The sequence below is a fragment of the Rhizobium leguminosarum genome (assembly GCF_010668065.1).
Lineage (GTDB): Bacteria > Pseudomonadota > Alphaproteobacteria > Rhizobiales > Rhizobiaceae > Rhizobium > Rhizobium leguminosarum_S.
The window spans coordinates 171,464-195,041 of sequence record NZ_WUEN01000009.1; the positions used below are offsets into that span (position 1 = coordinate 171,464).

22 protein-coding genes are annotated in these 23,578 nt (G+C 62.3%); 10 read left to right on the plus strand and 12 right to left on the minus strand.

Annotated elements, in window-relative coordinates; translation table 11 throughout:
- Positions 1 to 15: 15 nt before the first annotated feature.
- From GR198_RS23545 to GR198_RS23570, 6 genes are read right to left on the minus strand one after another with little or no spacing between them, the layout of a single operon-like run.
- On the minus strand, positions 16 to 1,326 hold the full coding sequence (locus GR198_RS23545; RefSeq protein WP_029873570.1) for an alanine racemase: 1,311 nt from the start codon (positions 1,324 to 1,326) through the stop codon (positions 16 to 18).
- Positions 1,319 to 2,275: an amidohydrolase family protein gene (locus GR198_RS23550; protein WP_029873571.1), complete on the minus strand. Its 957-nt coding sequence runs from the start codon at positions 2,273 to 2,275 to the stop codon at positions 1,319 to 1,321. Before GR198_RS23550 ends, GR198_RS23545 begins: the two co-directional genes overlap by 8 nt.
- Positions 2,272 to 3,213, minus strand: a complete 942-nt coding sequence (locus GR198_RS23555) for an ABC transporter permease (protein ID WP_164049349.1) — start codon at positions 3,211 to 3,213, stop codon at positions 2,272 to 2,274. Before GR198_RS23555 ends, GR198_RS23550 begins: the two co-directional genes overlap by 4 nt.
- On the minus strand, positions 3,210 to 4,172 hold the full coding sequence (locus tag GR198_RS23560) for an ABC transporter permease (RefSeq protein WP_164069655.1): 963 nt from the start codon (positions 4,170 to 4,172) through the stop codon (positions 3,210 to 3,212). Before GR198_RS23560 ends, GR198_RS23555 begins: the two co-directional genes overlap by 4 nt.
- Complete coding sequence (locus tag GR198_RS23565; RefSeq protein WP_164069656.1) at positions 4,169 to 5,683, minus strand: sugar ABC transporter ATP-binding protein; 1,515 nt, start codon at positions 5,681 to 5,683, stop codon at positions 4,169 to 4,171. The genes GR198_RS23560 and GR198_RS23565 overlap by 4 nt, the downstream gene beginning before the upstream one ends.
- Before the next feature lie 34 nt (positions 5,684 to 5,717).
- Entirely contained in the window at positions 5,718 to 6,791 is a 1,074-nt protein-coding gene (locus GR198_RS23570) for an ABC transporter substrate-binding protein (protein ID WP_164069657.1), read from the minus strand.
- 218 nt (positions 6,792 to 7,009) lie between these two features.
- Here GR198_RS23570 and GR198_RS23575 point away from each other — a divergent pair, with 218 nt between their 5' ends.
- The 5 genes from GR198_RS23575 (at position 7,010) to GR198_RS23595 (ending at position 12,221) form a co-directional block, all read left to right on the plus strand.
- Positions 7,010 to 7,795: an IclR family transcriptional regulator gene (locus GR198_RS23575; RefSeq protein ID WP_164069658.1), complete on the plus strand. Its 786-nt coding sequence runs from the start codon at positions 7,010 to 7,012 to the stop codon at positions 7,793 to 7,795.
- Positions 7,796 to 8,201: 406 nt separating this feature from the next.
- Positions 8,202 to 9,554 carry an LLM class flavin-dependent oxidoreductase gene (locus GR198_RS23580; RefSeq protein WP_128449412.1) on the plus strand — a complete coding sequence of 451 codons (1,353 nt, stop codon included), beginning with the start codon at positions 8,202 to 8,204 and terminating at the stop codon, positions 9,552 to 9,554.
- Positions 9,555 to 9,564: 10 nt separating this feature from the next.
- Positions 9,565 to 10,416 carry an ABC transporter permease gene (locus tag GR198_RS23585; protein ID WP_164069659.1) on the plus strand — a complete coding sequence of 284 codons (852 nt, stop codon included), beginning with the start codon at positions 9,565 to 9,567 and terminating at the stop codon, positions 10,414 to 10,416.
- A 41-nt stretch (positions 10,417 to 10,457) separates the two neighbouring features.
- Positions 10,458 to 11,441, plus strand: coding sequence for an ABC transporter substrate-binding protein (locus tag GR198_RS23590; RefSeq protein WP_164069660.1), 984 nt, complete (start codon positions 10,458 to 10,460; stop codon positions 11,439 to 11,441).
- Between the two features lie 9 nt (positions 11,442 to 11,450).
- Positions 11,451 to 12,221: an ABC transporter ATP-binding protein gene (locus GR198_RS23595; protein ID WP_026238797.1), complete on the plus strand. Its 771-nt coding sequence runs from the start codon at positions 11,451 to 11,453 to the stop codon at positions 12,219 to 12,221.
- Between the two features lie 117 nt (positions 12,222 to 12,338).
- Here the strand turns inward: GR198_RS23595 and GR198_RS23600 are convergent, their stop codons facing one another.
- The 5 genes from GR198_RS23600 to GR198_RS23620 all read right to left on the minus strand — a co-directional run bounded on the left by GR198_RS23600 (position 12,339) and on the right by GR198_RS23620 (position 16,409).
- Positions 12,339 to 13,247, minus strand: a complete 909-nt coding sequence (locus GR198_RS23600) for a homocysteine S-methyltransferase family protein (protein ID WP_164069661.1) — start codon at positions 13,245 to 13,247, stop codon at positions 12,339 to 12,341.
- Positions 13,248 to 13,368: 121 nt separating this feature from the next.
- The gene (locus GR198_RS23605) at positions 13,369 to 14,058 is read right to left on the minus strand and encodes an ABC transporter permease (protein WP_164027268.1); all 690 of its coding nucleotides are present in this window, start codon (positions 14,056 to 14,058) and stop codon (positions 13,369 to 13,371) included.
- Positions 14,059 to 14,070: 12 nt separating this feature from the next.
- Positions 14,071 to 14,796, minus strand: a complete 726-nt coding sequence (locus GR198_RS23610; RefSeq protein WP_164069662.1) for an ABC transporter permease — start codon at positions 14,794 to 14,796, stop codon at positions 14,071 to 14,073.
- Between the two features lie 12 nt (positions 14,797 to 14,808).
- Entirely contained in the window at positions 14,809 to 15,582 is a 774-nt protein-coding gene (locus GR198_RS23615) for a transporter substrate-binding domain-containing protein (protein ID WP_028743094.1), read from the minus strand.
- 47 nt (positions 15,583 to 15,629) lie between these two features.
- Positions 15,630 to 16,409, minus strand: coding sequence for an ABC transporter ATP-binding protein (locus GR198_RS23620; protein ID WP_164053516.1), 780 nt, complete (start codon positions 16,407 to 16,409; stop codon positions 15,630 to 15,632).
- Positions 16,410 to 16,573: 164 nt separating this feature from the next.
- Between GR198_RS23620 and GR198_RS23625 the strand changes: the two genes are divergently transcribed.
- The 5 genes from GR198_RS23625 to mctP all read left to right on the plus strand — a co-directional run bounded on the left by GR198_RS23625 (position 16,574) and on the right by mctP (position 21,122).
- Positions 16,574 to 17,038, plus strand: a complete 465-nt coding sequence (locus GR198_RS23625; protein WP_011654432.1) for an Lrp/AsnC family transcriptional regulator — start codon at positions 16,574 to 16,576, stop codon at positions 17,036 to 17,038.
- Positions 17,039 to 17,160: 122 nt separating this feature from the next.
- Positions 17,161 to 18,546, plus strand: coding sequence for a sensor histidine kinase MctS (gene mctS / locus GR198_RS23630; RefSeq protein ID WP_164069663.1), 1,386 nt, complete (start codon positions 17,161 to 17,163; stop codon positions 18,544 to 18,546).
- Entirely contained in the window at positions 18,543 to 19,187 is a 645-nt protein-coding gene (gene mctR, locus GR198_RS23635; RefSeq protein ID WP_164069664.1) for a two-component system response regulator MctR, read from the plus strand. Before mctS ends, mctR begins: the two co-directional genes overlap by 4 nt.
- Before the next feature lie 272 nt (positions 19,188 to 19,459).
- Entirely contained in the window at positions 19,460 to 19,657 is a 198-nt protein-coding gene (locus GR198_RS23640) for a DUF3311 domain-containing protein (RefSeq protein ID WP_003555492.1), read from the plus strand.
- On the plus strand, positions 19,647 to 21,122 hold the full coding sequence (gene mctP / locus GR198_RS23645; protein WP_164069665.1) for a sodium:solute symporter family monocarboxylate transporter: 1,476 nt from the start codon (positions 19,647 to 19,649) through the stop codon (positions 21,120 to 21,122). The genes GR198_RS23640 and mctP overlap by 11 nt, the downstream gene beginning before the upstream one ends.
- 90 nt (positions 21,123 to 21,212) lie before the next feature.
- Here mctP and GR198_RS23650 read toward each other — a convergent pair whose 3' ends face one another.
- Positions 21,213 to 23,174, minus strand: coding sequence for a HAMP domain-containing methyl-accepting chemotaxis protein (locus tag GR198_RS23650; RefSeq protein WP_164069666.1), 1,962 nt, complete (start codon positions 23,172 to 23,174; stop codon positions 21,213 to 21,215).
- Positions 23,175 to 23,578: the final 404 nt, after the last annotated feature.

Below are 23,578 nucleotides of genomic sequence, written 5' to 3' on the forward strand. Positions count from 1 at the left end.
TTTTGGAGGGAGAGTTCAGCCGAAGCTGGTCAGATAGGCCGCCGTCACCGAATGGTCCGGATCGAGGCCGTAGAGGATGGCATGCCGGTCAAGGCAGGTGCAGGGATGCGAGATGCCGCACTCGATGACGTCGCCGACCGCGACGTCGCTGCCGTCGGCAAGGGCCACGAAGGCGTGCTGATCGTTGAGGCGAAACACCTCGGCGTCTCCGAGATCGGCGAGATACGCCCCATTGCGATAGAGCGCCAACGGCCGCGGCAGGCCCTGGTCCATCGCCACGTCGCGTATGCCCATGCCGCAGATCGCCAGTCGCGCCTCCGGCCGCGACAGGACCTCGGCCCAGACCCGCAGCGCCGGACGGAAACCTGCAGCCGCCGAAACCGTCTCGCCGCCGATGCGGAAACCGCCGCGTGCATCGAGGCCGGCAAGGCCGCGTTCGTAAATGCCGTGATCGTGGAAGAAGATCGCGCCGCTGCGCAGCACCAGCCGGCAGGCGGGATCGGCCGCAACGGCGGCTGCAAGCCTGGCAATCACGACGTCGAAAAACACTGAGCCACCGGCCGTGACCAGGAGCGGCCGCTCGTCGCCGATGCGGGCGCGCAGCTTCGGCAGGAAATCTGATGTCACCGCCATCAGCGCGTCGATGCGACGCATCGTCTCTTCCGCATCGGCGGTCGCGGCCGCACCCTCATAGGCGGCGATGCCGGTCAGCCGGAAGGCCGGCGTCTCCGCGGCAACGATCGCGTCAAGAATTGCTTCGGCGGCGTCGACGCTGCGGGCACCGGCGCGGCCGGCGCCGAATTCCACCAGCAGGCCGAGAGGCGGTAGATCTGAGCGCTCCTGCCAGGCGGAGCGAAGAGCCTCGACCAGCGCTGTCGAATCCACGAAGACATGGAGTTCCGCATCGGGATAGCGGCCAAGCAGGGCCGCGAGCCGGCGGGCGGCGGCGGCCCCGCCGATCTCGTTGGCGAGGATCAGCCGGCGTTGTCCCGCCTTGAGCAGGACAGCGGCCTGGCGGATATCGGCGACCGTCGTGCCCCAGGCGCCTGCCGCCAGAAGTGCCAGCGCCAGCGCCGTCGACATCGGTGTCTTGGCATGTGGCGCGATGTCGGCGCCGTGGCTTTTCACATAGGCCATCATCAGTTCGACATTGCCGGTGAAAGCCTGCCGGTCGAGCGAGATCAGCGGCAGGGCCATCCTGCCGTCATAGGGCTTCCATCCCTGCTTGCCGATTGCAGCAAGCGCAAGTGGCGGATTGCCTGGCGGAAAGCCGCGCACCCGCTCGTCGATCAGCACGTTTTCCGTCGCGGTATGAAGGTCAGACATGGCAGCCCCTGCTGATGTCGGCCGGGTCGGCGATGCCGAGCCGGTAGGTGTCATTGGCGGTGGCAAAGAACAGGGCGCGCTGCTCGTCGTAAGAGAGCTGCGAGGTGACCGTGCGGAAAACCTGGTAGACCTCGTCGAAAGAAGCGTGCAAGCCCGCGACCGGAAAGTCGCTCGCGAACATGGCGCGCGCCGAACCGAAACACTCGAGGCAATGGTCGATCACCGGCCGCAGGCTTTCGAGCGTCCACTTATTGTCATAGGCGACGAGGTTGGAAATCTTCAGGCGCAGATTCGGCTCGCTGCCGAGCGCCCGCAGGCCGCGGCGCCAGAGCGCCATTCCGTCCTCCGTCCGGTCAGCCGGGCTGCCGCCGTGGTTGAGCACGAAAAGCGTTTCTGGAAAAGCGCGCACCAGTTCGAGCGCCTCATTCATCTGCCAGGGATAGAGCATCAGGTCGAAGACCAGCCCGAGCCGCGTGGCATGGGCAAGCCCCGCCCGCCAGGCGGGATCGCCCATGCGATCTGGACGGGGCGCAAAACTCTTCGCCGCGTCCGGATGCCAGCTCAAAATATCACGGATGCCGACGACATTCGGGTTTGCCGCTTCCGCCTCGAGCAGGCGCATGGCGTCCGGCCCGTCGAGAGGCACGCGCGCGATATAACGGCGCGCCACGCCGGAGCTGCGGTCGAGGCCATCCAGCCAGCGGCTCTCTTCCAGCGGGTAAGCAACGGACCAGCCGGCCTCCACATGCACGGTCGCAATCACGTTCTGGCGGGCAGCATCGGTGCGATAATCGTCGATGCCGTAGTCGCGTAGGATCGGTGCGAGGCTTCCGAAAACCATCTCTTCGCCGGAAGCTCGAGCCTTCTGCAGCCAGGGATGGCGTTGCAGGCTGAGGTCCCAGAGGTGATGGTGCGGGTCGATCACCGGTCCGTCGTAGAGCTCCGTCATCGGCGCGCCTCGCGGCCGGAAACGAGCAGAAGGGCAAGGATCAGCGTCCCGAACATGATCGACCGCCAGCCAGGGGAGGCATTGACGACGGTGATCAGCGCCGTCGTCGTGACAAGCAGGATTGCCCCCGGAATGGTCCCGGCATAGGTGCCGCGGCCGCCGAGGATGGAGGTGCCGCCGAGCACGACGGCGGCGATCGAGGTCAGCAGGTAGGGGTCGCCGATGCCGACATAACCTTGCCGGTTCATGCCGAGCACGAGAATGCCGGCGAGCCCGGCGAAAAAGCCCGACAGAGTGTGGACGATCAGCGTGTTGCGCGTGACGCTGACGCCGGAAAGCCGGGCCGCCAACGGGTTCGCCCCAAGCGCCAGGAAACGGGCGCCGATCGGCATGCGGTGGACGAGCAGCAGGACGACGATCGAGACGACGAGCCACAGAATGATGCCCGAGGGAATGCCGAGCGGCCGCGCCTGCCCGAGCAGAATGACCGCCGGGTTGCTGACGGTGACCGCGCTGCCGCCGGCGATGATGACGAGCAGGCCCTGCAGGAAAGTCGCCATGGCCAGCGTCATGATGATTGGCGGCACGCGAAGATAGGCAGCCCCGGCGCCGTTCATCAGGCCGATGCCGGTGGCGATGGCAAGGGCCGCCGCGATGCCGGCGAGGCCGGTCGGGTCCCAGGCGGGCGAAATCAGCGGCAGCAGGATCGCCGTGACTGTTATGACCGCGCCGACGGAAAGATCGATGCCGCCCATCAGGATGACAAGCGTCTGGCCGGCAGCGGCAATGCCGATCACAGCAGCGAGTTCGAGCAGGTAGCGCAGGTGACCGTAGGCGCCGAAACCACGCAGCGAGACACTTGCGACGATCCAGACGAGCGCGACCAGAAGGAAGGTCAGCAGCGGTGGATTGCGGAACGCGGACCTGATGATGTTCATCGCCTTGCCCTCCAAGCCCCAAGAAGTTCCGGCACGGCGACTGCGCCAACGATGATCAGGCCTTGCGCGACATATTGGGCGACCGGCGGGAAACCCAGGAAGAACATGACGTTGATCATCACCGAGAGCAGCAGGCTGCCGCAGATCGCGCCGCGCATCGTGCCCTTGCCGCCAAGGAAACCCACGCCGCCGAGCACAGCGGCGGCGATCGAGTTCAGCGTGAAGGGCGTGCCGATGACGGGATCACCCGAGCCTGTCTGCGCAGCGACGAAGAGACCGGTCAGGGCTGCGAGAAGACCGGACAGCGCGAAGGCGACAACCTTCACCCGTTCGACCGGGACACCGGAGCGGAACGCACCGACCGGATTGTCGCCGGCCGCGTAGATGCCGAGGCCGAGCGGCGTTGCCAGAAAGGCCTTCCAGAGCGCCAGGATCACGATGAGCAGCAGGAAGGCGACGGGCGTGTGGCCGGCCAGCACCGTCGACAGCCAATCCGGAATGAACCCGCCCGGCCGCGGCAGCAGAATGAGTGCGACCCCGCCGATGATGAAGGAGCCGGCAAGCGTAACGATGATTGCAGGCAGCCTCAGATAGGTGACGATGGCGCCGATGACGGCACCGATCGAAAGACCGGCAAGCGAGACCGCAAGAATACCGCCCGGCACGCCGAGCGCTCCTTCCATCGTCGTCGCGGCAATCACCGCTCCAAGGCTGACGAGCGGGCCGATCGCCAGCGTGATGCCGCCGTTCAGCATGAGCAGCGCCTGCGCCATGGTGACGAGCGCCAGCGGGAACCAGTTCTGCGTGAACTTCGAAAAGCCGCCGATCGAAAGGATGCCGGGAAAGAGCAGCGCATAGAGAATGAGAAACGCGGCGACAACCAGATAGAGGCCGGCAAGGCCGCGGTTGCGGCGAAGCTGGATCGAGCCGTAGAGCCGGGAGGACGAACTTGTGCTCATGCCGCCTCTCCCTGCGTCGTGGTGGTGATGCCCATGGCCGCTCCGACGATCGCTCGTTCGCTGATTTCATCCTGCGACAGCACCGCGGCGACGTGCCCCTCGCGCAGAACCACGACACGGTCGCAGAGATGCACGAGCTCCGGCGTATCGGAACTGGCCAGAATGACCAGCCGCCCCTCGGCGGCGAAGGCGCGGAGCATGAGGTAGATTTCCCGCTTGGTCTCGATGTCGACGCCGCGCGTCGGATCGTTGAGGAGCAGAACGGAGGGATCGAGCGGCAGCCACTTGGCGAGCGCCACCTTCTGCTGGTTACCGCCGGAAAGCGCCTGCACCGGGCGGGCCGTATCGCCCTTGATCGTCAGCCGGCGCGCCAGATCGGCGACCAGGCTGCTTTCCGCCGACCGGTCGCGCAGCCCCTTGCAGGCGAGCCGTCCAAGCGAGGGCAGGATGAGATTGGAGGCGATGGAGTGGGGCAGCACCAGTCCCTCATGCTTGCGGTCGGCCGGGACATAGACGATGCCGGCGGCATTCGCCTCGCCGACATCGGCGGGCAGGGCGGGCTTGCCGGATACCTCCGCTCTAGACGCCGAGGCTGGAATCGCGCCGTAGAGGCCGAGCAACAGGTCTTCCTGCCCTTGTCCTACGAGCCCGCCAATGCCGGCGATCTCGCCGGCGCGGGCGGAGAAGCCGACGTCACGCATCATGCCGGCGGAAAAACCTTCGACGCTGATGCGCATCGCACCAGGTGCTGCGGCCAGGCGCGGCGGGAACAGGTCGCCGGTCTCGCGACCGACCATCAGGCGCACCAGGCCTTCGCCGTCGATGCCGGACAGCGACTGGTCGGCGGTGACCAAGCCGTCCTTCAGCACTGTGACATGCGAACACAGCGCCTGCACCTCGTTGAGGCGGTGGGAAATATAGAGAAGTGCGGTGCCGCGGTCCCTCAGCGTCTCGATCAGGCGGGCAAGGATGCCGGCTTCGTGCGCGGAGAGCGATGAGGTCGGCTCGTCCAGAATGAGCACACGCGGCTTGCGGAACAACGCCTTGGCGATCTCCACCATCTGACGGCGGCCAAGCGCGAGGTCGGCGACCGGCATGTCGAGCGGCTCGGTGAGCCCCACCATATCGCAGACGTCTGACACGCCGCGATGAAGCGCTCTGTAATCGATGAGACCGAACCGGCGCGGAAATGCGCCGAGCCCGATGTTTTCGGCAATCGAGAGACTGGCCGTGAGGCTCAGCTCCTGCTGAACGACGGCAATACCCGCGCCGCGCGCAGCCGCCGGGCTGAAGCGTTCGACCGGCTTGCCGTCGACGAGGATGGAACCGCCGTCCGGCTGGAGAGCGCCGGACAGGAGGTTGATCAGCGTGGACTTGCCGGCGCCGTTTTCGCCGAGCAAGGCGTGAACCCTGCCCGGCAGAAGGGTGATGTCGACGCCCTTCAAAACGGGATTGCCGAAAAATCCCCTGAACACCTGCCGGGCTTCCAGCAGGGGTCTTTTTTCCGTCATGACGGCTTTCCTCAACCCGAGTTACTTGGGCGGATTACTTGGCGGCAAGCAGCTTGTCGAAGAGCGCCTTGTCGTAGTCCGAGTAGATATAGCCGTCCGCCGGGAACTTGTCGGCCCGCGCGAGGTAGCTGCCGATCGTGCTGTCGTCGATGACAGGCAGCGGCACCTTGACGAAGGCCGGAACGTCCTTGCCTTCCAGCGCCTGCACGGCAGTGTAGACGGAAAGCGCGCCGAGCCAGTTGGGCTGCATGGTGGCCCAGCCCTTCAGTCCCTTCTCCTTCCAGAGCTCCAGGAACTGCCTGGCGTTTTCGCCTGTTGTCGGCACCTGGTCGCGGCCCTGACGCTCGAAGGCGAGGACGGAGCCGGCCGATAGCGCGCCGCCGAGCGACAGCACGCCGTCGATTTCGGGATTGGCGAAAAGCAGGCTGGTCATCGCTTCCTGGGCCGGGGCGACATTATATTCCGTGTTCGTCTCGGTGATCACCTGGAGACCGGGATTGGCATCGAGGACCGGCTGGGCGCCCTTGCGGCGGTCGTCGCTCACCGAAATGCCGGCCGGGCCGTTCATGATGATGATCTTGCCCTTGCCGCCGAGCTGGCTGACCATCCACTTTGCAGCGGTCGCGCCCCATTCGTTGGAATCGGTGTTGATCTTCGCCGTCACCTTGTCGGTGTTGACAAGGCTGTCGAAATTCACGACGGCAATGCCCTTGTCGCAGGCATCGGATATGACGCGGTCGAGCGCGTTGGAGGAACCGGCGATCACGACGATGGCGTCGACATTGGCGTCGATCATCGACTGGATATGCTGGATCTGCGTCTGGGCGTTGCCCTGCGCGTCCGTGATCATCAGGTCCTTCACCAGGCCCGCCTTCTTCAGCTCCTCCACTTCAGCCGTGATGGTGCCTTCGGTCTGCTTCATCCAGGTCGGCACCGAGTAGATGTTTGCCCAGCCGATCGTATAGGGCGCTTTCCTGTCACCCTTGATGCAATTGGCGGCGGCCGAGGCCGTGCCGGCCGAAAAGACGAGGAGTGCCGCAGCGGCGGCAACACCCGCGAGAAGGCGGCGGCGTAGCGAAGCGGAAATGCCGTTTTCAAGATTCTTCATGTCGATCCCCTTTTTTGTGTGCGGCAGCGTTGACGGCTTGCCATCTGTGTCCAATATAGCGTACATGTGATCTATATACCGGACGAAGCGATCTTATGCCGTTTTTTTTACCTCGCAAGAGGGGCGGGAAAATTTCATTCGCTGGGAATGACGGGATCGATTGACAGCTGCGGCAGACGGCTTGAAAAGCTTGGCCGGACAAAAAGGGATCGATAGCAATGGATGCAATTCAGGACGAAGCAGCCGGCAAGCGCGCCCGAGGGCTCGACCGCGCCTTCGAGATCCTCGATTTCCTGCGCCAGAAACGGCAGGCCCTGAAGCCGAATGAAATCGCCGCGCAGATCGGCGCACCGCGCTCATCGGTTTACGAGCTCGTAAACTTGCTGCTGCAGAATGGTATCCTGGAATTCACCGGCGGCGAGGGGCGTGTCTATCTCGGCCGCAAACTGTATTTCCTCGGCGCAGCCTATGAGAACCATTTCGACTTCACCCGAGAATGCGAGGCGGCGCTGGAACAGCTTGCCGACGAGACGCGGGAAACGGCGCAGTTCTGCATGCTGGATGGAAACAGATACACCGTCGTCCGCATGCGCGAAGGCGCACGCCCCTTCCGCATTTCGACGGATGTCGGGCAGTCGGTGCCGATCCCGTGGACGGCGTCGGGCCGCCTGCTCGTCGCGCATCTGTCGGATCAGGAAATCTTGAACTTCATTCCGCCGCAGGATTTCCGCCTGCCGAACGGCGAATGGCTCGAGCCGCAAACCTTCATCGCCGAAGTGCGCCAGGCCGAGCGTGAAGGTCTCTTCACCTTCAACAGCATCGTCGACAGCTTCACCCACTGTTTTGCCGTACCGGTGCGGGGCGAGGAAGGTCATGCAGCCGCGACGCTCTGCCTCGTCACGCCGCGCGACGATGGAATTGCCAACCGGGACCGCTACCTCGACTGCCTGAAGAAGGCCGCCGCCGGCCTGGACCACGCCCCGACCCGGCCAAAACGAGGCTGATGCCTGAGCACATTAAAGCATCGATACCCGTTACGGATGTTCGTTCGTAAACCGGTATTTGCTATCGCATGCATTCTCAAATCGGGTCGCGCTCGCTCCGGCAATGCTGCAGCGGGCATAGAATGCCGAGACGACGTCTCCCCATTGCCGTCTCAGCCGGGCTCTTTGCCCCCGCGGGCAGACCCGCCTGCCGCGCCCCGCGCTCGCACACCCCAAGGATAGCATCCCGATCGTTGATTTCTGATTTCAAGCCAATCCGGGAAATCTATTCACTCTTCCTCCGAAACTATGAAATTAAGTTTCTCTATAAAATTAATAGAGAACGTATTTTAGCAGTCCAACAGCCAATATTTACTTTGGCCTTGGGGAAGACCGAGCTGTTGACGGCAAACGGAGAGGACGCGAAATGACACGGAAAATCAGGCTTGGGGCATTTCTTCCCGGTGGCGGACAGCATGTTGCGTCATGGCGGCATCCCGACCAGCCGGCCGACGGCGCGACCAGTTTCGAGTTTCACAAGCGTCTTGCCTTGACAGCTGAGCGTGGCCTCTTCGATGCCTATTTCCTGGCCGACGGACTGGCTGTCGGTTTCGGTGGAGCACGCGAAGGCGGCAATGCCCGCGTGGCCGGCTTCGAACCCGTGACATTGTTCTCCGCCCTTGCGCCTTTCACCACCCATCTCGGCTTTATCGCCACGTCCTCGACCACCTACGAGGAGCCTTACACGACCGCCCGCAAGTTCGCCTCGCTGGATCTGATCTCGGAGGGCCGCGCCGGCTGGAATGTCGTGACCACCACGGGCGACCTGACGGCGCAGAACTTCAACCGCGATACCCAGCTGCCGCATGCAGACCGATATCGCCGCGCTGCCGAGCATGTCGACGTTGTCCGCAAACTCTGGGAAAGCTTCGAAGACGACGCGTTCATACGGGACAAGGAGTCCGGCGTGTTCTTCGATCCGGCGAAGCTGCACGACACCGATCACCGCGGCGAACACTTCAGCGTGCGCGGTCCGCTCAACATCTCGCGATCGCCGCAGGGGCATCCCGTCATCGTCCAGGCCGGGCAATCCGAAGATGGACGCGGGCTCGCCGCAGCAACGGCCGAAGTCATATTCACCGCCCATCAGCATATCGAAACCGCCCAGGAGTTCTATCGGGATATCAAGGCGCGCGCCCGCGCTCTCGGCCGAAACCCCGATCATATCCTCGTCATGCCCGGCGTATCCGCTTTCGTCGGTAGGACCGAGGCGGAGGCGCGCGAGAAATACGACCGCCTGACCTCGCTCATCGTCGAAGAGGACGGGATCGGCCTCCTCAATGGCCTGACCGGCGGCACGCTCGACCTGCACGGCTATGACCTCGACGGCCCTCTACCGCCGGCGCCGCCGACGGAAGGCATGAAGAGCCGCCAGGCCCTCATCCGCCAGATCGCCGATGAAAACAACTTCACCATTCGCCAGCTCTATCAGTGGATTGCCTCCGCCCGCGGTCACTACACCATCGTCGGAACGCCCGAACAGATCGCCGATACGCTGCAGAAATGGTTCGAGAACGAAGCTGCCGACGGCTTCAACATTCTGCCGCCCTGGCTGCCGACAGCACTCGACGACTTCGTCGATCTGGTCATCCCGGAACTGCAGCGCCGCGGCCTGTTCCGGACGGCTTATGAGGGCAAGACTCTTCGAGAAAACCTCGGCCTGCCTTTCCCGACCAATCGGTGGGCTGCAGAACAAGCAGATCTCCAGGCAGCAGAGTGAGGAGCGGTCCATGTCCTATGAAATCAACCAGGTTCTTCCGAGAAGCTTCGGCCGCCTGAAAAGCAGAGAAAGCAATATTTCCATTTTCGCGTCGCAGGTGCGCGGGGTGCTCGCATCGCTTTTGCCGCGCTACGGCCTTCTCATCGGCTTCCTCGTGTTCTGGCAGGTTTCGAGCACCAGGGGCTGGGTCAATCCCGCTATCTTCCCGCCCCTGGACGTGATCCTGTCCGCTCTTTGGACCAATCTGGCCAACGGCGCGCTGCTCGATGACATCGCCATCAGCCTGCAGCGATCCGGAACCGCCTTCGCCTTTGCCGTCGCGATCGGCATTCCGCTCGGCCTGTTCATGGGCCAGATTCGTGCGGTCGAACAGGCGCTCGACCCGATCCTGCAGCTCTTTCGCCAGACCTCGGCGCTCGCGCTCTATCCGGTCTTCATCCTGCTGCTCGGCCTCGGCGAAACATCGAAGATCTTCGTGATCTTCTGGGCCACACTGTTTCCGGTGCTGCTCGCCACGATCGGCGGCGTCAAGGAAGTGGACAAGAAGCTCATCGAGATGGCGCGGACCTATGGCGCCGGACCGCTGACCATCTTCCGCCGCGTCATCCTGCCAGCGTCGGTGCCAGCGATCTTCGTCGGCCTGCGTCTCTCGGCAACGACGGCACTTCTTCTGCTGATTGCTGCCGAGATGATCGGCGCCAACAAGGGCATCGGCTTCCAGGTCATGAACGCCCAGTACAATTTCCAGATCCCGCTGATGTTTGCAGCGATCCTTCTGCTCGCCTTCCTCGGGCTTGCTGCCAATGCCTTGCTCGTTTTGCTGCAGCGCCGTCTCTGCCGCTGGTCTCAGCCGAGCCGCTGACCTGCTTTCACCGATTTTCCTCTTCCGAAAGGCACCACCAGATGACATTCCATCCCCGCCACCTTCTCCTGCCGGCAGTGATTGCTCTCGGCCTAACCTCACCCGCCGCGGCCGCCGATACGGTGAAGCTGCGCTATCTCGCCAGCCAGGGTGGTCTTGCCGCTCATGAACTCGCCGCCGAACTCGGCTACTTCGAAGGAACGGGCATCACGCTCGAAAATGTCGGCTACGCCCAGGGCGGCCCGGCCTCCCTGATCGCCCTGGCATCGGGTGATGTCGAGATCGGCAGCGCCGCAACTTCCGCCGTCCTGAATTCGATCATCGGCGGCAATGATTTCGTCGCCGCCTATCCCTCAAACGGCATCAATGACGAGGTCCAGTCGACCTTCTACGTGCTGGAAGACAGCCCGATCAAAAATATCAAGGACATTGCCGGCAAGAGCATCGCCGTCAATACACTTGGCGCACATCTCGACTATACCATCCGCGAAGCCTTGCATTCCGTCGGCCTACCGGCGGACGCAGCCAATCAGCTTGTCGTTCCCGGGCCGCAGCTCGAGCAGGTGCTGCGCTCCAAGCAGGTCGATATTGCCGCCTTCGGCTACTGGCAGACGACCTTCGAGGGAGCTGCGCTGAAGAATGGCGGCCTGCGTCCGATTTTCGACGATACCGACGTGCTTGGAGACATCGCCGGGGGCTTTGTGGTCCTGCGCCGTGATTTCGCTCGCGAGCATCCGGAAGCTTCGAAGATTTTCGTCGAGCAGTCGGCTCGCGCGCTCGATTACGCCCGCGAACATCCGGAGGAAACCAAGAGGATCCTCGCCAAGGCGCTCAGTGAACGGGGCGAAAACGCCGATATCGCACAGTATTTCCGCGGCTATGGCGTGCGTGCCGGAGGCCTGCCGGTCGAGCGCGACATCCAGTTCTGGATCGACGTCCTCGTTCGCGAAGGCAAGCTGAAGGAAGGCCAGCTGGCGGCCAAGGACATCCTCTTGACCGCCGACGCCAAGCCGGCAAGCAACTGAGGAATGATGATGAGCATCGCCGAGGACACGCGTCGCGGAGAGGTGACGATTCGTCACCTTTCCAAATCCTACAGGTTGAACGGGACACCTCTACAGGTTCTCAGGGATGTCAACCTCCACGTCCGCTCCGGCGAAAGCCTCGCCATCGTCGGCGCCAGCGGCTCGGGCAAAACGACCCTGCTCAGGGTTCTGGCCGGCCTTGAGGATTCCGACACGGGCGAGGTTCTCGTCGATGGCAAGGCGGTGCGAGGCGTCGGCGCAGAGCGCGCCGTCATCTTTCAGGAACCGCGCCTTCTGCCCTGGCTGACCGTGCTCGACAATGTGGCCTTCGGGCTGGAAACAAGCGGCCTGTCGCGTGAGCAGGCGAGGGGGCGAGCGCGCCATTATGTCAAGCTCGTCGGCCTGCAGCAATTCGAGGCGGCCTATCCCCGGCAGCTGTCGGGCGGCATGGCCCAGCGCGTCGGCATCGCCCGGGCTCTGGCCGTCCAGCCCGAAATCCTGCTGCTCGACGAACCGCTCGGCGCGCTCGACGCGATGACCAAGATCGGTATGCAGCAGGAACTCGCACGGATCTGGCGCGATGAGGATGTGACGACCATTCTCGTCACCCATGATCTCGAGGAGGCGATCTACCTGGCCGACCGGATCCTGATCCTGCCCCGGGAGAAGGGCGGCGAGCCGCGTCTGATCGAAATCGATCTGCCCCGTCCCCGCGACCGCAGCGCACCGGAATTCGTTCGACACCGCGAAGAGTTGCTGAACCTGTTCGGGCTGCATTGAAGTCTGCGCGAAGCCCAGGCGCGCCGCATCGAATTTGATTCATGCGACGCGCGCTGCGATACGAAGACAGCATCGAAAGCTGAATAACAATTGCGGCGGCGTAGCCGACTTGCCACTTCAACTCAAAAGCGTCTTCTTGAGTCGATGGATGTGGGCGGCGCCGATACCGCAGCAGCCGCCGATGATCGTCGCGCCGGCCTCGGCCCAAGAGCAGGCATAGCGCGAATAGGCATCGTCATTCAGATCGTTGCGGGTCTCATGCAGGCCTTCGTTGGCGGCCGCCTCGCCTTGCTCCCCTTCGAAGGCATTGGCATAGACGCCGATGTCGATATCAGCGTCCATCTTCCGGAAGATCCGCGCCGCCGTCTCCACTGCCGCCTGCATGACCTCGGGCTTGCTGCAATTGAACAAGAGGGCTTCGGCGCCCGATGAAGCTACCCAGGATGCCGCGTCCTCGACCCTTTCCTCGGAGCGAAGCCTCGGTTCGCCGCCCCTTATCGCCGCCTCGTCATCCGCCAACGTGAACGAAATCCAGAACGGCTTGCCTGACGTCGCCACCGCCTTGCGGACAGCCTCTGCCTCGGCGATCAGGCTCAACGTCTCGCCAAGCCATACATCGACGAAGGGAGAAAGATTTTCGACAAGCACATCGAGATAATCCTGCACCCGTGAAGGCTGAAAGTTCTGCGGCTCGTATGAGCCGAAGATCGGCGGCAGCGACCCGGCAACCAGCACCTTCCGATCCGTGACGGCATCGGCCGCCTCGCGCGCCAAACGGCCGGCGAGACGGATCAGCGCCGCCCCCTCCTTCCAGAACCGGTCTTCACCGATATGAAAGGGTACAAGCGCGTAGCTGTTTGTCGTAACGACCTCAGAGCCGGCGGCGATGAATTCCTGGTGTACCTTACGGACGATATCCGGCGCATTGATCAGCGCCAATGCCGACCATTCCGGTTGTTTCAGCTCGGCGCCCAGCCGCAACAGTTCGCGGCTCATGCCGCCATCGAGAATTCGCATCGTGCTCATGAAGAGGTCTCCATTCAGGCTGTCGCGCCGTCAGCGGCGCGGGGCTTTTCATCGTAAAGTGGGCGAGATGTACGTGGTTCGTGCGCCAGCAAGTTCATGACCAGTCTCTTTTCCCGTCGGCCTAGCGGCGAACCGGCACCTGCGCTTCGAGACCTCGAAAGACGCGGGCGATCACTGCGGTCAAGGCGAGATAGAAGAGGGTGACGACCAGCAGCGGTTCATAGACGAGCAGTGTGTCCTGCCGAACCTTGTTTGCCACGGCGTAGAGATCCATCACCGTCACCGTAAAGGCGAGCGGCGTCGCCTTGAGCTGCATGACGATTTCTCCTGCAATCGTCGGCAGGGCGATGCGAATGGCGCGCGGCAGCCAGATGCGGCGGGTCAGCATCCAGGGCGACAGGCCGAAGGCCCGGCCGGCTTCGAGCTCGCCCTTGGGAACAGCAAGCAGCGCGCCGCGCAATACCTCCGCCTCATAGGCTGCGTAATTCAGGGTAAAACTGACGGCGGCGAAGAAGAAGCCCTCGCGCAGGATCGGCCAGAACAGGCTCTGGCGGATGCCGGGGACCATCGGCAGCAGCGAACCCACCCCGTAGTAGAGAAGCCACAGCTGTATCAGCAGGGGCGTGCCGCGGAAGAAGGTGCAGTAGCCACGGGCGAGCAGCCGCGTCAGCCTGCCGCCGCTGACCTGCGCAAACGCGAGGCCTATGGCCATGGCGAAGCCGAACACCACGGAGATCACCAGCAGGCAAACGGTCTGCCAGGCGCCGGTCAGAAGCAGCGGCCAATAGGAAGAGATCCAGGTGAAATTCATGGGGCGCTTTCTTCAGGCAAGGCGCGGCTGCCCCCGCCGTACCCGTCCTTCGATCAGTTTGAAGACGACGTTGGAAACGAGCGTGATGGCGAGATAGAGAAGGGCTGAAGCAAGGAAAAAGACGAAGTAATGCTTGGTGCTTGCCCCGGCAAGACGGGTGGCGAGCGCCAGTTCCTGGTAGCCGACGACCGCGACCAGCGCGCTGTCCTTGGTGACCGACATCCAAAGATTGGCAAGCCCCGGCAGCGCGTTCGGCAAAAGCGCCGGCAGCAGGACGCGGCGGAACCTCAACACCGGCCCCATGCCGAAGGCTTTGGCGGCCTCGATCTGGCCGACGGGAATGGCAAGGATCGCGCCGCGCAGCACCTCCGTCATGTAAGCACCCTGGACGAAACCGAGCACCGCAACGGCCGCGACGAAGCCGTTCACATTGACCGGCGGCAGCTCCAAAGCGGCGAGCAGCCGGTTGAGGCCATCGGTGCCGGCATAGTAGAGCCCGACGATCAGGATCAGCTCGGGAACGGCGCGGATCAGCGTGGTATAGAGATCGAGCAGCAGGCGCAGTATGCGATTGCTCGAAAGCTTTCCAAGCGCGCCGCCCGTGCCGAGCACTAAGCCGATCGCGAAAGCGCAAGCCGAGATGGCGACCGTGGAGACCGCACCCGCCAAAAGAACGCCGCCCCATCCCGGAGGATAGGGAGACAGCAGGTCCAGAATACCTTGTTGCGTGGTCGCCATTATCAGGACTGCTTACTTGGCGCCGTAGATGTCGAAATCGAAGTATTTCTTGTTGATGGCGTCATACTGGCCACTGGCACGGACGGCAGCGATCGCCGTGTTCAGCTTGGCCTTCAGTTCCGTGTCTTCCTTGCGCAGGCCGCCCGAAACGCCGGCGCCGAGAATCTCCTTGTCGTCGGCAACGTCGCCCATCTTGGCGCAGCAATCCTTGCCGCCATCGCTTTTGAGGAAAGCGTCAAGCGCCAGTGAATCGCCGAAGACATAGTCGATACGGCCGGAGGCGAGATCCTGAAACGCCTCGTCGAGCGTCTGATAGGTCTTTTCCTCGGCAGCGGCGGCGAAATACTTCTTGTAATATTCCGACTGGATCGTCGACACCTGGATGCCGATGGTCTTGCCCTTCACGTCTTCGGCGGTGGCGCCCGGCTTCTGGTCCTTGGGACCGATCAAGGTGCTCGGCGTGTTGTAATATTTGTCGGTGAAGTCGATCACCTTCGAGCGTTCCGCGGTGTTCGACATCGACGACCAGATCACGTCGAACTTCTTGCTCTGGAGAGCCGGAATGAGACCATCCCAGGAAATCTCGACGATCGAGCATTTCTCCTTCATCTCCTCGCATACGGCATTCATCAGGTCGATTTCCCATCCCTGCCATTGGCCGGAGGCGTCCTTGGCGAAGAAGGGCGGATAGGATTCGTTCATGACGCCGAAGCGGACTTCGGCCTGTGCGGTGACGGCGGAAAGCACGAGTGCCGCGCCGGCGAGAAGCGTGGGGAGCAGTTTCATTCGCAGGATTCTCCTGGTTTGTGTTGTCGATGAGAGCTCGGAGTGCATCAGTGGGCGCTGAGGCCGGTGAATTCCCGGCAGCGGGCGCTGACGGGCGCGCCGAATATCTGCTCCGGCGGACCTTCCTCCTCGATCCGTCCCTGATGCAGGAAGAGAACACGGCTCGAGACATCGCGGGCGAAGCGCATTTCATGCGTGACGATCAGCATGGTCCGGCCTTCTTCGGCGAGATCGCGGATGACCTTCAGGACCTCGCCGACCAGCTCCGGATCGAGCGCCGATGTCGGTTCGTCGAACAGCATGACATCAGGATCGACACAGAGGGCTCGCGCAATCGCCGCGCGCTGCTGCTGGCCGCCGGAGAGGAAAGCCGGATAGGCATCGCGCTTGTCGAACAGCCCAACCTTGTGGAGCAGGGCCTCGGCCTTTTCGATCGCCTCGCGCCGCGAAATGCCCATGACATGCACCGGCGCCTCGATGACATTTTCCAGCACCGTCCGATGGGCCCAGAGATTGAAACTCTGGAAGACCATCCCCAGTCCGGTCCGCAGCCGTTCGATCTGCCGCCAGCTACGCGGCTGCAACCGGCCGTCCCGCCCCATCTTCAGCGCGATCTCCTCGCCGTTCACGGCAATGCGGCCGCGATCCGGCGTTTCCAGGAAATTGATGCATCTGAGAAAAGTGCTCTTGCCGGAGCCCGACGAGCCGATGATCGAAATCACGTCAGACTTGTGGGCTTGCGCCGAAATACCCTTGAGAACCTCTTGCGAGCCGAAGCTTTTATGAAGATCTTCGACGCGAAGAGCAGGAAAGGGTTGATCCGACATGCATGGTTCCGGCTGAATTGAATTTTGTGAAGGATAATGACAAAATAACGCGGCTTTTTCGCGCAGTTTTCATCTATTCTGCATATTTTATGCAAAATAATCTTCTTCGTGCGGCAAATACGGCAGAATGGGCGGATTGCTGCGGCGAGAACTAGGATTGGACAATGGAACAGCTGGATCGTTTTGACCGTGACATTCTCGATATCGTTCAGCGCGACTGCCAGCTGAAAGCCGAAACGATCGCCGAACGGATCGGACTGTCGGTCTCGGCCGTGCAGAGGCGGTTGAAGCGGCTGCGCGAGGAAGGGATCATCAGGGCGGAGGTAGCTGTCGTCGACCGCAAGGCGACGGGGACAGCAATGGTGTTCATCGTCGGCATGGAGATCGAGCGGGACAATTACGACGCGCTGGCGAAATTCCGCCTCTGGGCGGAAAAGCAGGATCACATCCAGCAGGTCTATTATGTCACCGGTGCGGTCGATCTGATCGCGATCGTCACCGCCCGCGACGTCGAGCATTATGACGATATCGCGGCCCTGATCATGGCTGACAATCCGCAGATCCGCCGCATGCACACGAATGTGGTGCTACGGGACGTCAAGCTCGGCCTGTTCGTGCCGCTGGACTAGCGCGCACGCGATGCCCCGCCGGCAGTGGTTCCGGCTGCCACAGATCGGGCACCGACAAGCCGCTGGACTCGCATTTGACAAAGGGCATAATTCCCGGCGCAAATTCTCGGGAGGAATGATCGTTGACGTTACGACACCAGATCATCGCATTGGCGATCGTTCCGCTCGTCATTTCGATCCTTGCGATTACCACCTTCATCACCTGGCAATCGGCAAACCTCGCCAAGAACAGCATCGACACGTTCGAGCAGAACATGCTGAAGACCAAGGAAGCCGAAATCCTCAACCTGACCAACCTTGCCCTGTCCGCCATCCAGACGATCTATGACAAAGCCGGTTCCGACGACGAAGCGGCCAAACAGCAGGTGGCGGCGATCCTGACTTCGCTCGACTACGGCAAGGACGGATATTTCTTTGTCTACGACTATGACGGCAACAACATCGTTCATCCGCGCCAGAGTTTCCGCCACGGGCACAATTGGCTCGACCTTACCGATCCGGATGGCGACAAGGTCATTGCCGAACTGATCGCCACGGCAAAAGCGGGCGGGGGCCTGCATCAGTATAAATGGCAGAAGCCATCGACCGGACAGATCGCCGACAAGCTCTCCTTCGTCGTCAGTCTCGACAAATGGCATTGGGTCGTCGGCACCGGCGTATATCTGGATGACGTCTTTGCCCAAAGTGCCGCCGCCAACGCCGGGATGCGCGCCAACATAAAACGGACCTTCGTCATCGTCGCGCTGATCGCCGTGCCGTCAGTGCTCGTCGTTTTCACCACCTGCATGCTGCTGACGTTCCACGAGCGCCGCATGGCCGACAGCCGGCTCAAGGCGTTGACGCAGCGGGTCATCGATACCCAGGAAGAAGAGCGCGCGCGGCTTGCACGCGAGTTGCACGACGGCATTTCCCAAAATCTCGTCGGCGTGCGCTATGCGATGGATCTTGCCGGCCGCAAGGTCAGGACCAATGTCGACGATGCGGCTGTCACCATCGACCGCGGTGTCGAGGCGCTGAACGGCGCCATCAAGGAAATCAGACGGCTGTCGCACGATCTCCGCCCGCGCGTTCTCGATGACCTCGGCCTGACGGCCGCGCTGGAGGCACTCTGCTATCATTTTGCCGAGCGGACGGGGATCGAGACGAAGATCGACGCTTCGGGCTTCACCGACACGCTGAAGGCCGAAGCGAATACCGCGCTTTATCGCGTCGCGCAGGAAGCGTTCAACAATGTCGAGCGCCACTCGGGCGCCTCCCGGCTTGCGGTCAAGCTCTGGAGCGATAACGGCCGCGCCCGCATGACCGTCACCGACAACGGCAGTGGCTTCGACGGCATCAAGGACGGCGTCTCCGGCAGATCGGGTCTCGGCCTGCGCAATATGCAGGAGCGGATGGCCCACTTCCGCGGCCTGCTGCTGATCAACAGCAGCGAGGCCGGCACGACGCTCACGGCGATGATGCCGAAATCGGCCAATCGTCCCGCCGGCAAGCAGGCAGAAGCTGCATGACGGAACGCCCGAAAATCAGGGTGCTCTTGATCGACAACCACCCGCTCGTGCTGGACGGATTGAAGGCCGTGCTCGAGACGTTCGACCATATCGAAGTTGCCGGTACGGCCGGGCTCGCCCAAACGGGGCTCGAGATCGGCCGGCAGGTCCTGCCGCAGGTCGTGCTGATGGACATCAACATGCCGAAGCTGAGCGGCATCGATGCAATCGAATTGTTCAAGAGCGAACTTCCCCAGGCGCGGGTCGTGATGCTCTCCATGCATGACAGCCGCGAGTATATTTCCTCCTCGGTCATGCATGGCGCTGCCGGTTACATCCTGAAGGACGTTTCGACGGACGAGATCGTCTCGGCGATCGAGACCGTGGCGGGCGGGGGGACATATTTCTCGTCCGGCGTCTTCGACGCACTGATGGGCGAACGCGCCGAGGAGGGCAGCGACCCCCTGACGCCGCGCGAACGCGACATTCTCGGGCTGATCGTTGCGGGCAGAAGCAACAAGGAGATCGCCGAAACGCTCGGGATCACCTCCGCCACGGCGGAAACCCATCGCAAGAACCTCAAGAAGAAGCTCGGTATCGCCACCACAGCGGGCCTCATCCGCTATGCGCTCGACCACGGCATCGTCTCGAAAGTCGGGTAAATCGCGTCTACCCACTTCTGGGTAGACCCCGGCATTTCAGCGCCGCGCCCATCTTGTGAGGACAAAACCAACGCCATAGGACTTCATCCACGGCTGGCCAAGTGCGAGCCGTTGGGAGGAATTCACATGCGTTACATCAGCTTCCGATCGGCCGGAAAACCTCGAGCGACCCGAGCCGGGCCTGCCGCGGCCGCCGGCTGACAGACCTGCCTTCCACGCCGACAACTGGAACATGGCGACCGCCGCCCGCGGCGCCTGAAAGGTATTCCGACATGGAAAAACCACGTAGCAAGGCAGCGCTCTGGCTGCTTGTCATTCCCTATCTAGGTCTGCTCTGGCCACCATTTTACAATGTCCGCGAGCCATCTCTTTTCGGCTTTCCCTTCTTCTATTGGTATCAGCTTCTCTGGGTGCCGATCACCGCAGCGCTGACCTGGATCGCCTATCGGAGCACTCGCCATGACGACTGACATCAACGGCACGGCGCTTGCCGTCTTCATCTTCTTTTTCGTGCTCGTCACCGTCATGGGCTTCGTCGCCTCTCGTTGGCGTAAGCCGGAAACGCTGGCGAGTATAGACGAATGGGGCCTCGGCGGACGCAACTTCGGCACCTGGATCACCTGGTTCCTGGTCGGCGGCGATTTCTATACCGCCTATACCGTGATCGCCGTCCCGGCGCTGGTCTACACGGTCGGCGCCTACGGCTTCTTCGCGCTGCCCTACACCATCGTCGTCTATCCCTTCGTCTTCATGGTCATGCCTGTGCTGTGGAAACGCGCCAAGGATTTCGGCTATGTGACGGCTGGCGACGTCGTCCACGGTCAATATGGATCGCGCGGCCTTGAACTTGCCGTGGCGGCAACAGGCGTCATCGCCACGATGCCCTATATTGCCCTCCAGCTCGTCGGCATGACGGCGGTGCTGAAGGCGCTCGGGCTGCATGGCGAATTGCCGCTAGCGATCGCCTTCATCGTGCTGGCGCTCTACACTTATTCCGCGGGGCTGCGCGCGCCGGCGCTGATCGCCTTCGTCAAGGACATCATGATCTATATCGTCGTGATCGCGGCCGTCGCACTGATCCCGTCGAAGCTCGGAGGCTACGCCAATGTCTTCGCCTCGGCCGATGCGGCTTTCCAGGCCAAGGGTTCCGGCAACCTGCTGCTCGGTGGCAATCAGTATGTCGCCTATGCCACGCTCGCTTTGGGTTCGGCGCTCGCGGCCTTCATGTATCCGCATACGCTGACCGGCATCTTTGCCTCCAACAGCGGCAAGACGATCCGCAAGAATGCGATCATGCTGCCCGCCTATACGCTGCTGCTCGGCCTTCTGGCGCTGCTCGGCTATATGGGGCATGCCGCCAACCTGAAGCTCGACAGCGCCAATGACGTCGTTCCGACGCTGTTCAAGACGCTGTTTTCGGGCTGGTTCTCCGGCTTCGCCTTTGCGGCGATCGCCATCGGCGCGCTGGTGCCGGCAGCGGTGATGAGCATCGGCGCCGCCAACCTCTTCACCCGCAATTTCTGGAAAGCCTATGTCGATCCTGACGTCAGCGATGCGGGCGAAGCGAAGGTCGCAAAGATCACCTCGCTCGTCGTGAAGATCGGTGCGCTTCTCGTCATCATCTTCCTGCCGACGCAATTCGCCCTCGACCTGCAGCTGCTCGGCGGCATCTGGATCTTGCAGACGCTTCCGGCCCTGGTCTTCGGTCTGTACACCAACTGGTTCCGTGCACCCGGCCTGCTTGCCGGCTGGTTCGTCGGCTTCGGCGGCGGTACTTTCCTCGTCTGGGATGCCGGTTGGAAGCCTCTGCATCTGATCAGCCTCGGCGGCGAACCCTTCACCGTCTATACCGGATTGCTAGCGCTTGCGGCCAACATCGCCGTTGCGGTCGTGGTCAACGCCCTGCTTCCGGCCAAGGCTCCGGTCCGGGCATAAGATTCAAATGCGAAGGGCAGCAAACGCTGCCCTTCGCAAGAATCATACGGCTTTGCTTTCCAGTATCAGCCGGAAAGAGATCAGAGCGACTTAAAACTCTTCCCAATCGCCGGCCAATGCCGCATTCCCATTCGTCTGGAACGACTTGCCTACCTTGGCAATCATCTGGCGCGCGGGCGAGGGCGCAGGTTGAGCGCGAGGCGCTGCAGCAGCGGGCGGCGATACGCGCTTCGGTGCCACCGCTCCGCCAATGTTGAACTGGCCCAGCAGCTGGAACAGCGCGTCGGCTTCCTTGGCAAGGTTATGAGCGGCCGCTGTGGCTTCTTCCACCATGGCGGCGTTCTGCTGCGTCCCCTGATCCATCCTGTTGACAGCGGTATTGATCTCTTTCAGCCCCGTCGCCTGCTCTTGCGAAGCGCCGACGATGGCGCCCACATTGCCGTCGACCTGCTGTACCTGCTCGGCGATCTCCTTCAGCGCCTTTCCGGTCTCGCCAACCAGGGCAACGCCGCTTTTGACGTGGCCATTCGAAGCGTTGATGAGTTCCTTGATTTCTTTTGCCGCCTTGGCGGAGCGTTGCGCCAATTCACGCACTTCTTGAGCCACGACGGCAAAGCCCTTGCCTGCGTCACCGGCACGGGCGGCTTCGACGCCGGCATTGAGCGCCAGCAGATTGGTCTGGAACGCGATTTCATCGATGACGCCGATGATGCTGCCGATTTCGGTGGCGGAGGATTCGATCTTGCCCATGGCGTCGACCGCATCCCGAACGACGCTGCCCGAGCGCTCGGCACTGTCCTTCGTCTTGCGAACGAGCTGGCCGGCTTCCTGAGCCTTGTTGCTCGAGTCGGCAACGGTGGTCGTAATCTCTTCCAGAGCAGCGGCAGTTTCCTCGACCGAGGCTGCCTGCTGTTCGGTCCGCTTGGCGAGATCGTCCGAGGCGGAGCGGATCTCCTGTGCACCGCCCGCGATGGCGCTGGCGTTCTGAGCAACCTTCTGCATGGCGGCACGGAGCTTTTCGACTGCAGAATTGAAGTCGGCTCTGAGCTTTTCCAAGGACGGAATGAACGGAGTGCCGATCTGCTGTGTGAGGTCGCCGTTAGCCAGCGCCTGCAGCGCATCGCCAAGCTGGCCGACAGCCTTGTCCGTCTGCTCGGCAAGGGTGCGGCGTTCATCGGCATCCTGCTCCAGCCGATGCCGTTCCGACACGGCTCTCTTCGCCTCGGCGTCGGCTTCCCGCTCCGCCTTTGCCGAAATTGCGTCGCGCAGCCCGGCCACCGCCCGTGCGAGCTTGCCGATCTCATCGCCACGCGCTTCGAGGCGACGATCGCCGTTGAGATTGCCGTCGGCCATCGCTTTCAGCGAAAGCTGAAGTTTTGCCAGCGGGCCGACGATCGTGCGTGCGGTCACGGCGGCGGCAACCAGTGAAAGAACAGCCGCAATGCCAAGCGCGGTCAGGGCCAATGGCTTGAAGCCGCTTGCCGTGCTGCGAACCTCGCCGCCAATCGATTTGTTCAGCGCTTCCTGGTAGTCGATGAATTTGTTGATGGCGCCGAGCCAGGCAACGAAGGCCGGCCGAGCCTGTTCGAGCAGGATCTTGCGGGCGGCCTCGCCATCGCCTTTCTCCTGCAGCGCAATGATCTGGGCGACCAGAGGATTGGTCTTCGCCTGGATGTCTGCAATCTCACCGAGAATGGTCTTTTCCTGTTCCGTCGCGCCGGCCGGAGAAGCAACCATATCCGCCATGCGCTTTTCATTCTCGGCGTAAGACGCTGCCAGCTTTTCGATCAATGCCTCGGCCGTCTTCCGTTCATCGGCAGACGTCACCAGAGTGACGTCGCGGATGGCAATCGCCCGATCATGCACGCTGCCGCGATAGTTGATGGCAAACCGCTGCTTCACGCTGTTGACGTCGTTGATGGTTCCAAGCTTATCGTTGATCTGCGCAACTTTTTCCGTCGAATAGATGGTCAAGCCGACCATCAGCAAAAGGAGAACGCTGAAGCCAAGCGCCAGGCGCGCCACAACCCCGAAACTCATGATATTCTTCATATGCACTCTCCCCTCGCGGTGAGGTTTGTTGGAAGGATGTCTCGGCAGCCAGGATTGCTTGTCATATCTCGTTCGAACGCAGAGCCTCGGTGTCTCCGAGTGCATCCGACAGGCACCCCTGTGCCCGGAATCGCGCTTGAGATACGGGACATCCGTCAAAGCAATAAAAGCCGATTTCATGCGAAATTCGGGTGCCTGACCCGCCCTCATGGCGGAGGTGACGCCCCTCAAAGAACGTCGCCCCGATATCTAAAAAAATTAGAGTAATATATTTTAGAGAGTGTAAACGGAGCCGACGGAGCATGGCTATCCGCTCTATTTGGATAGCATTTGCGCTTTTCGGATGGACAATTTGACGAGCGCTCTCCCGATGGTTGCGAAATCACCAACCTCCCCCGTACAGC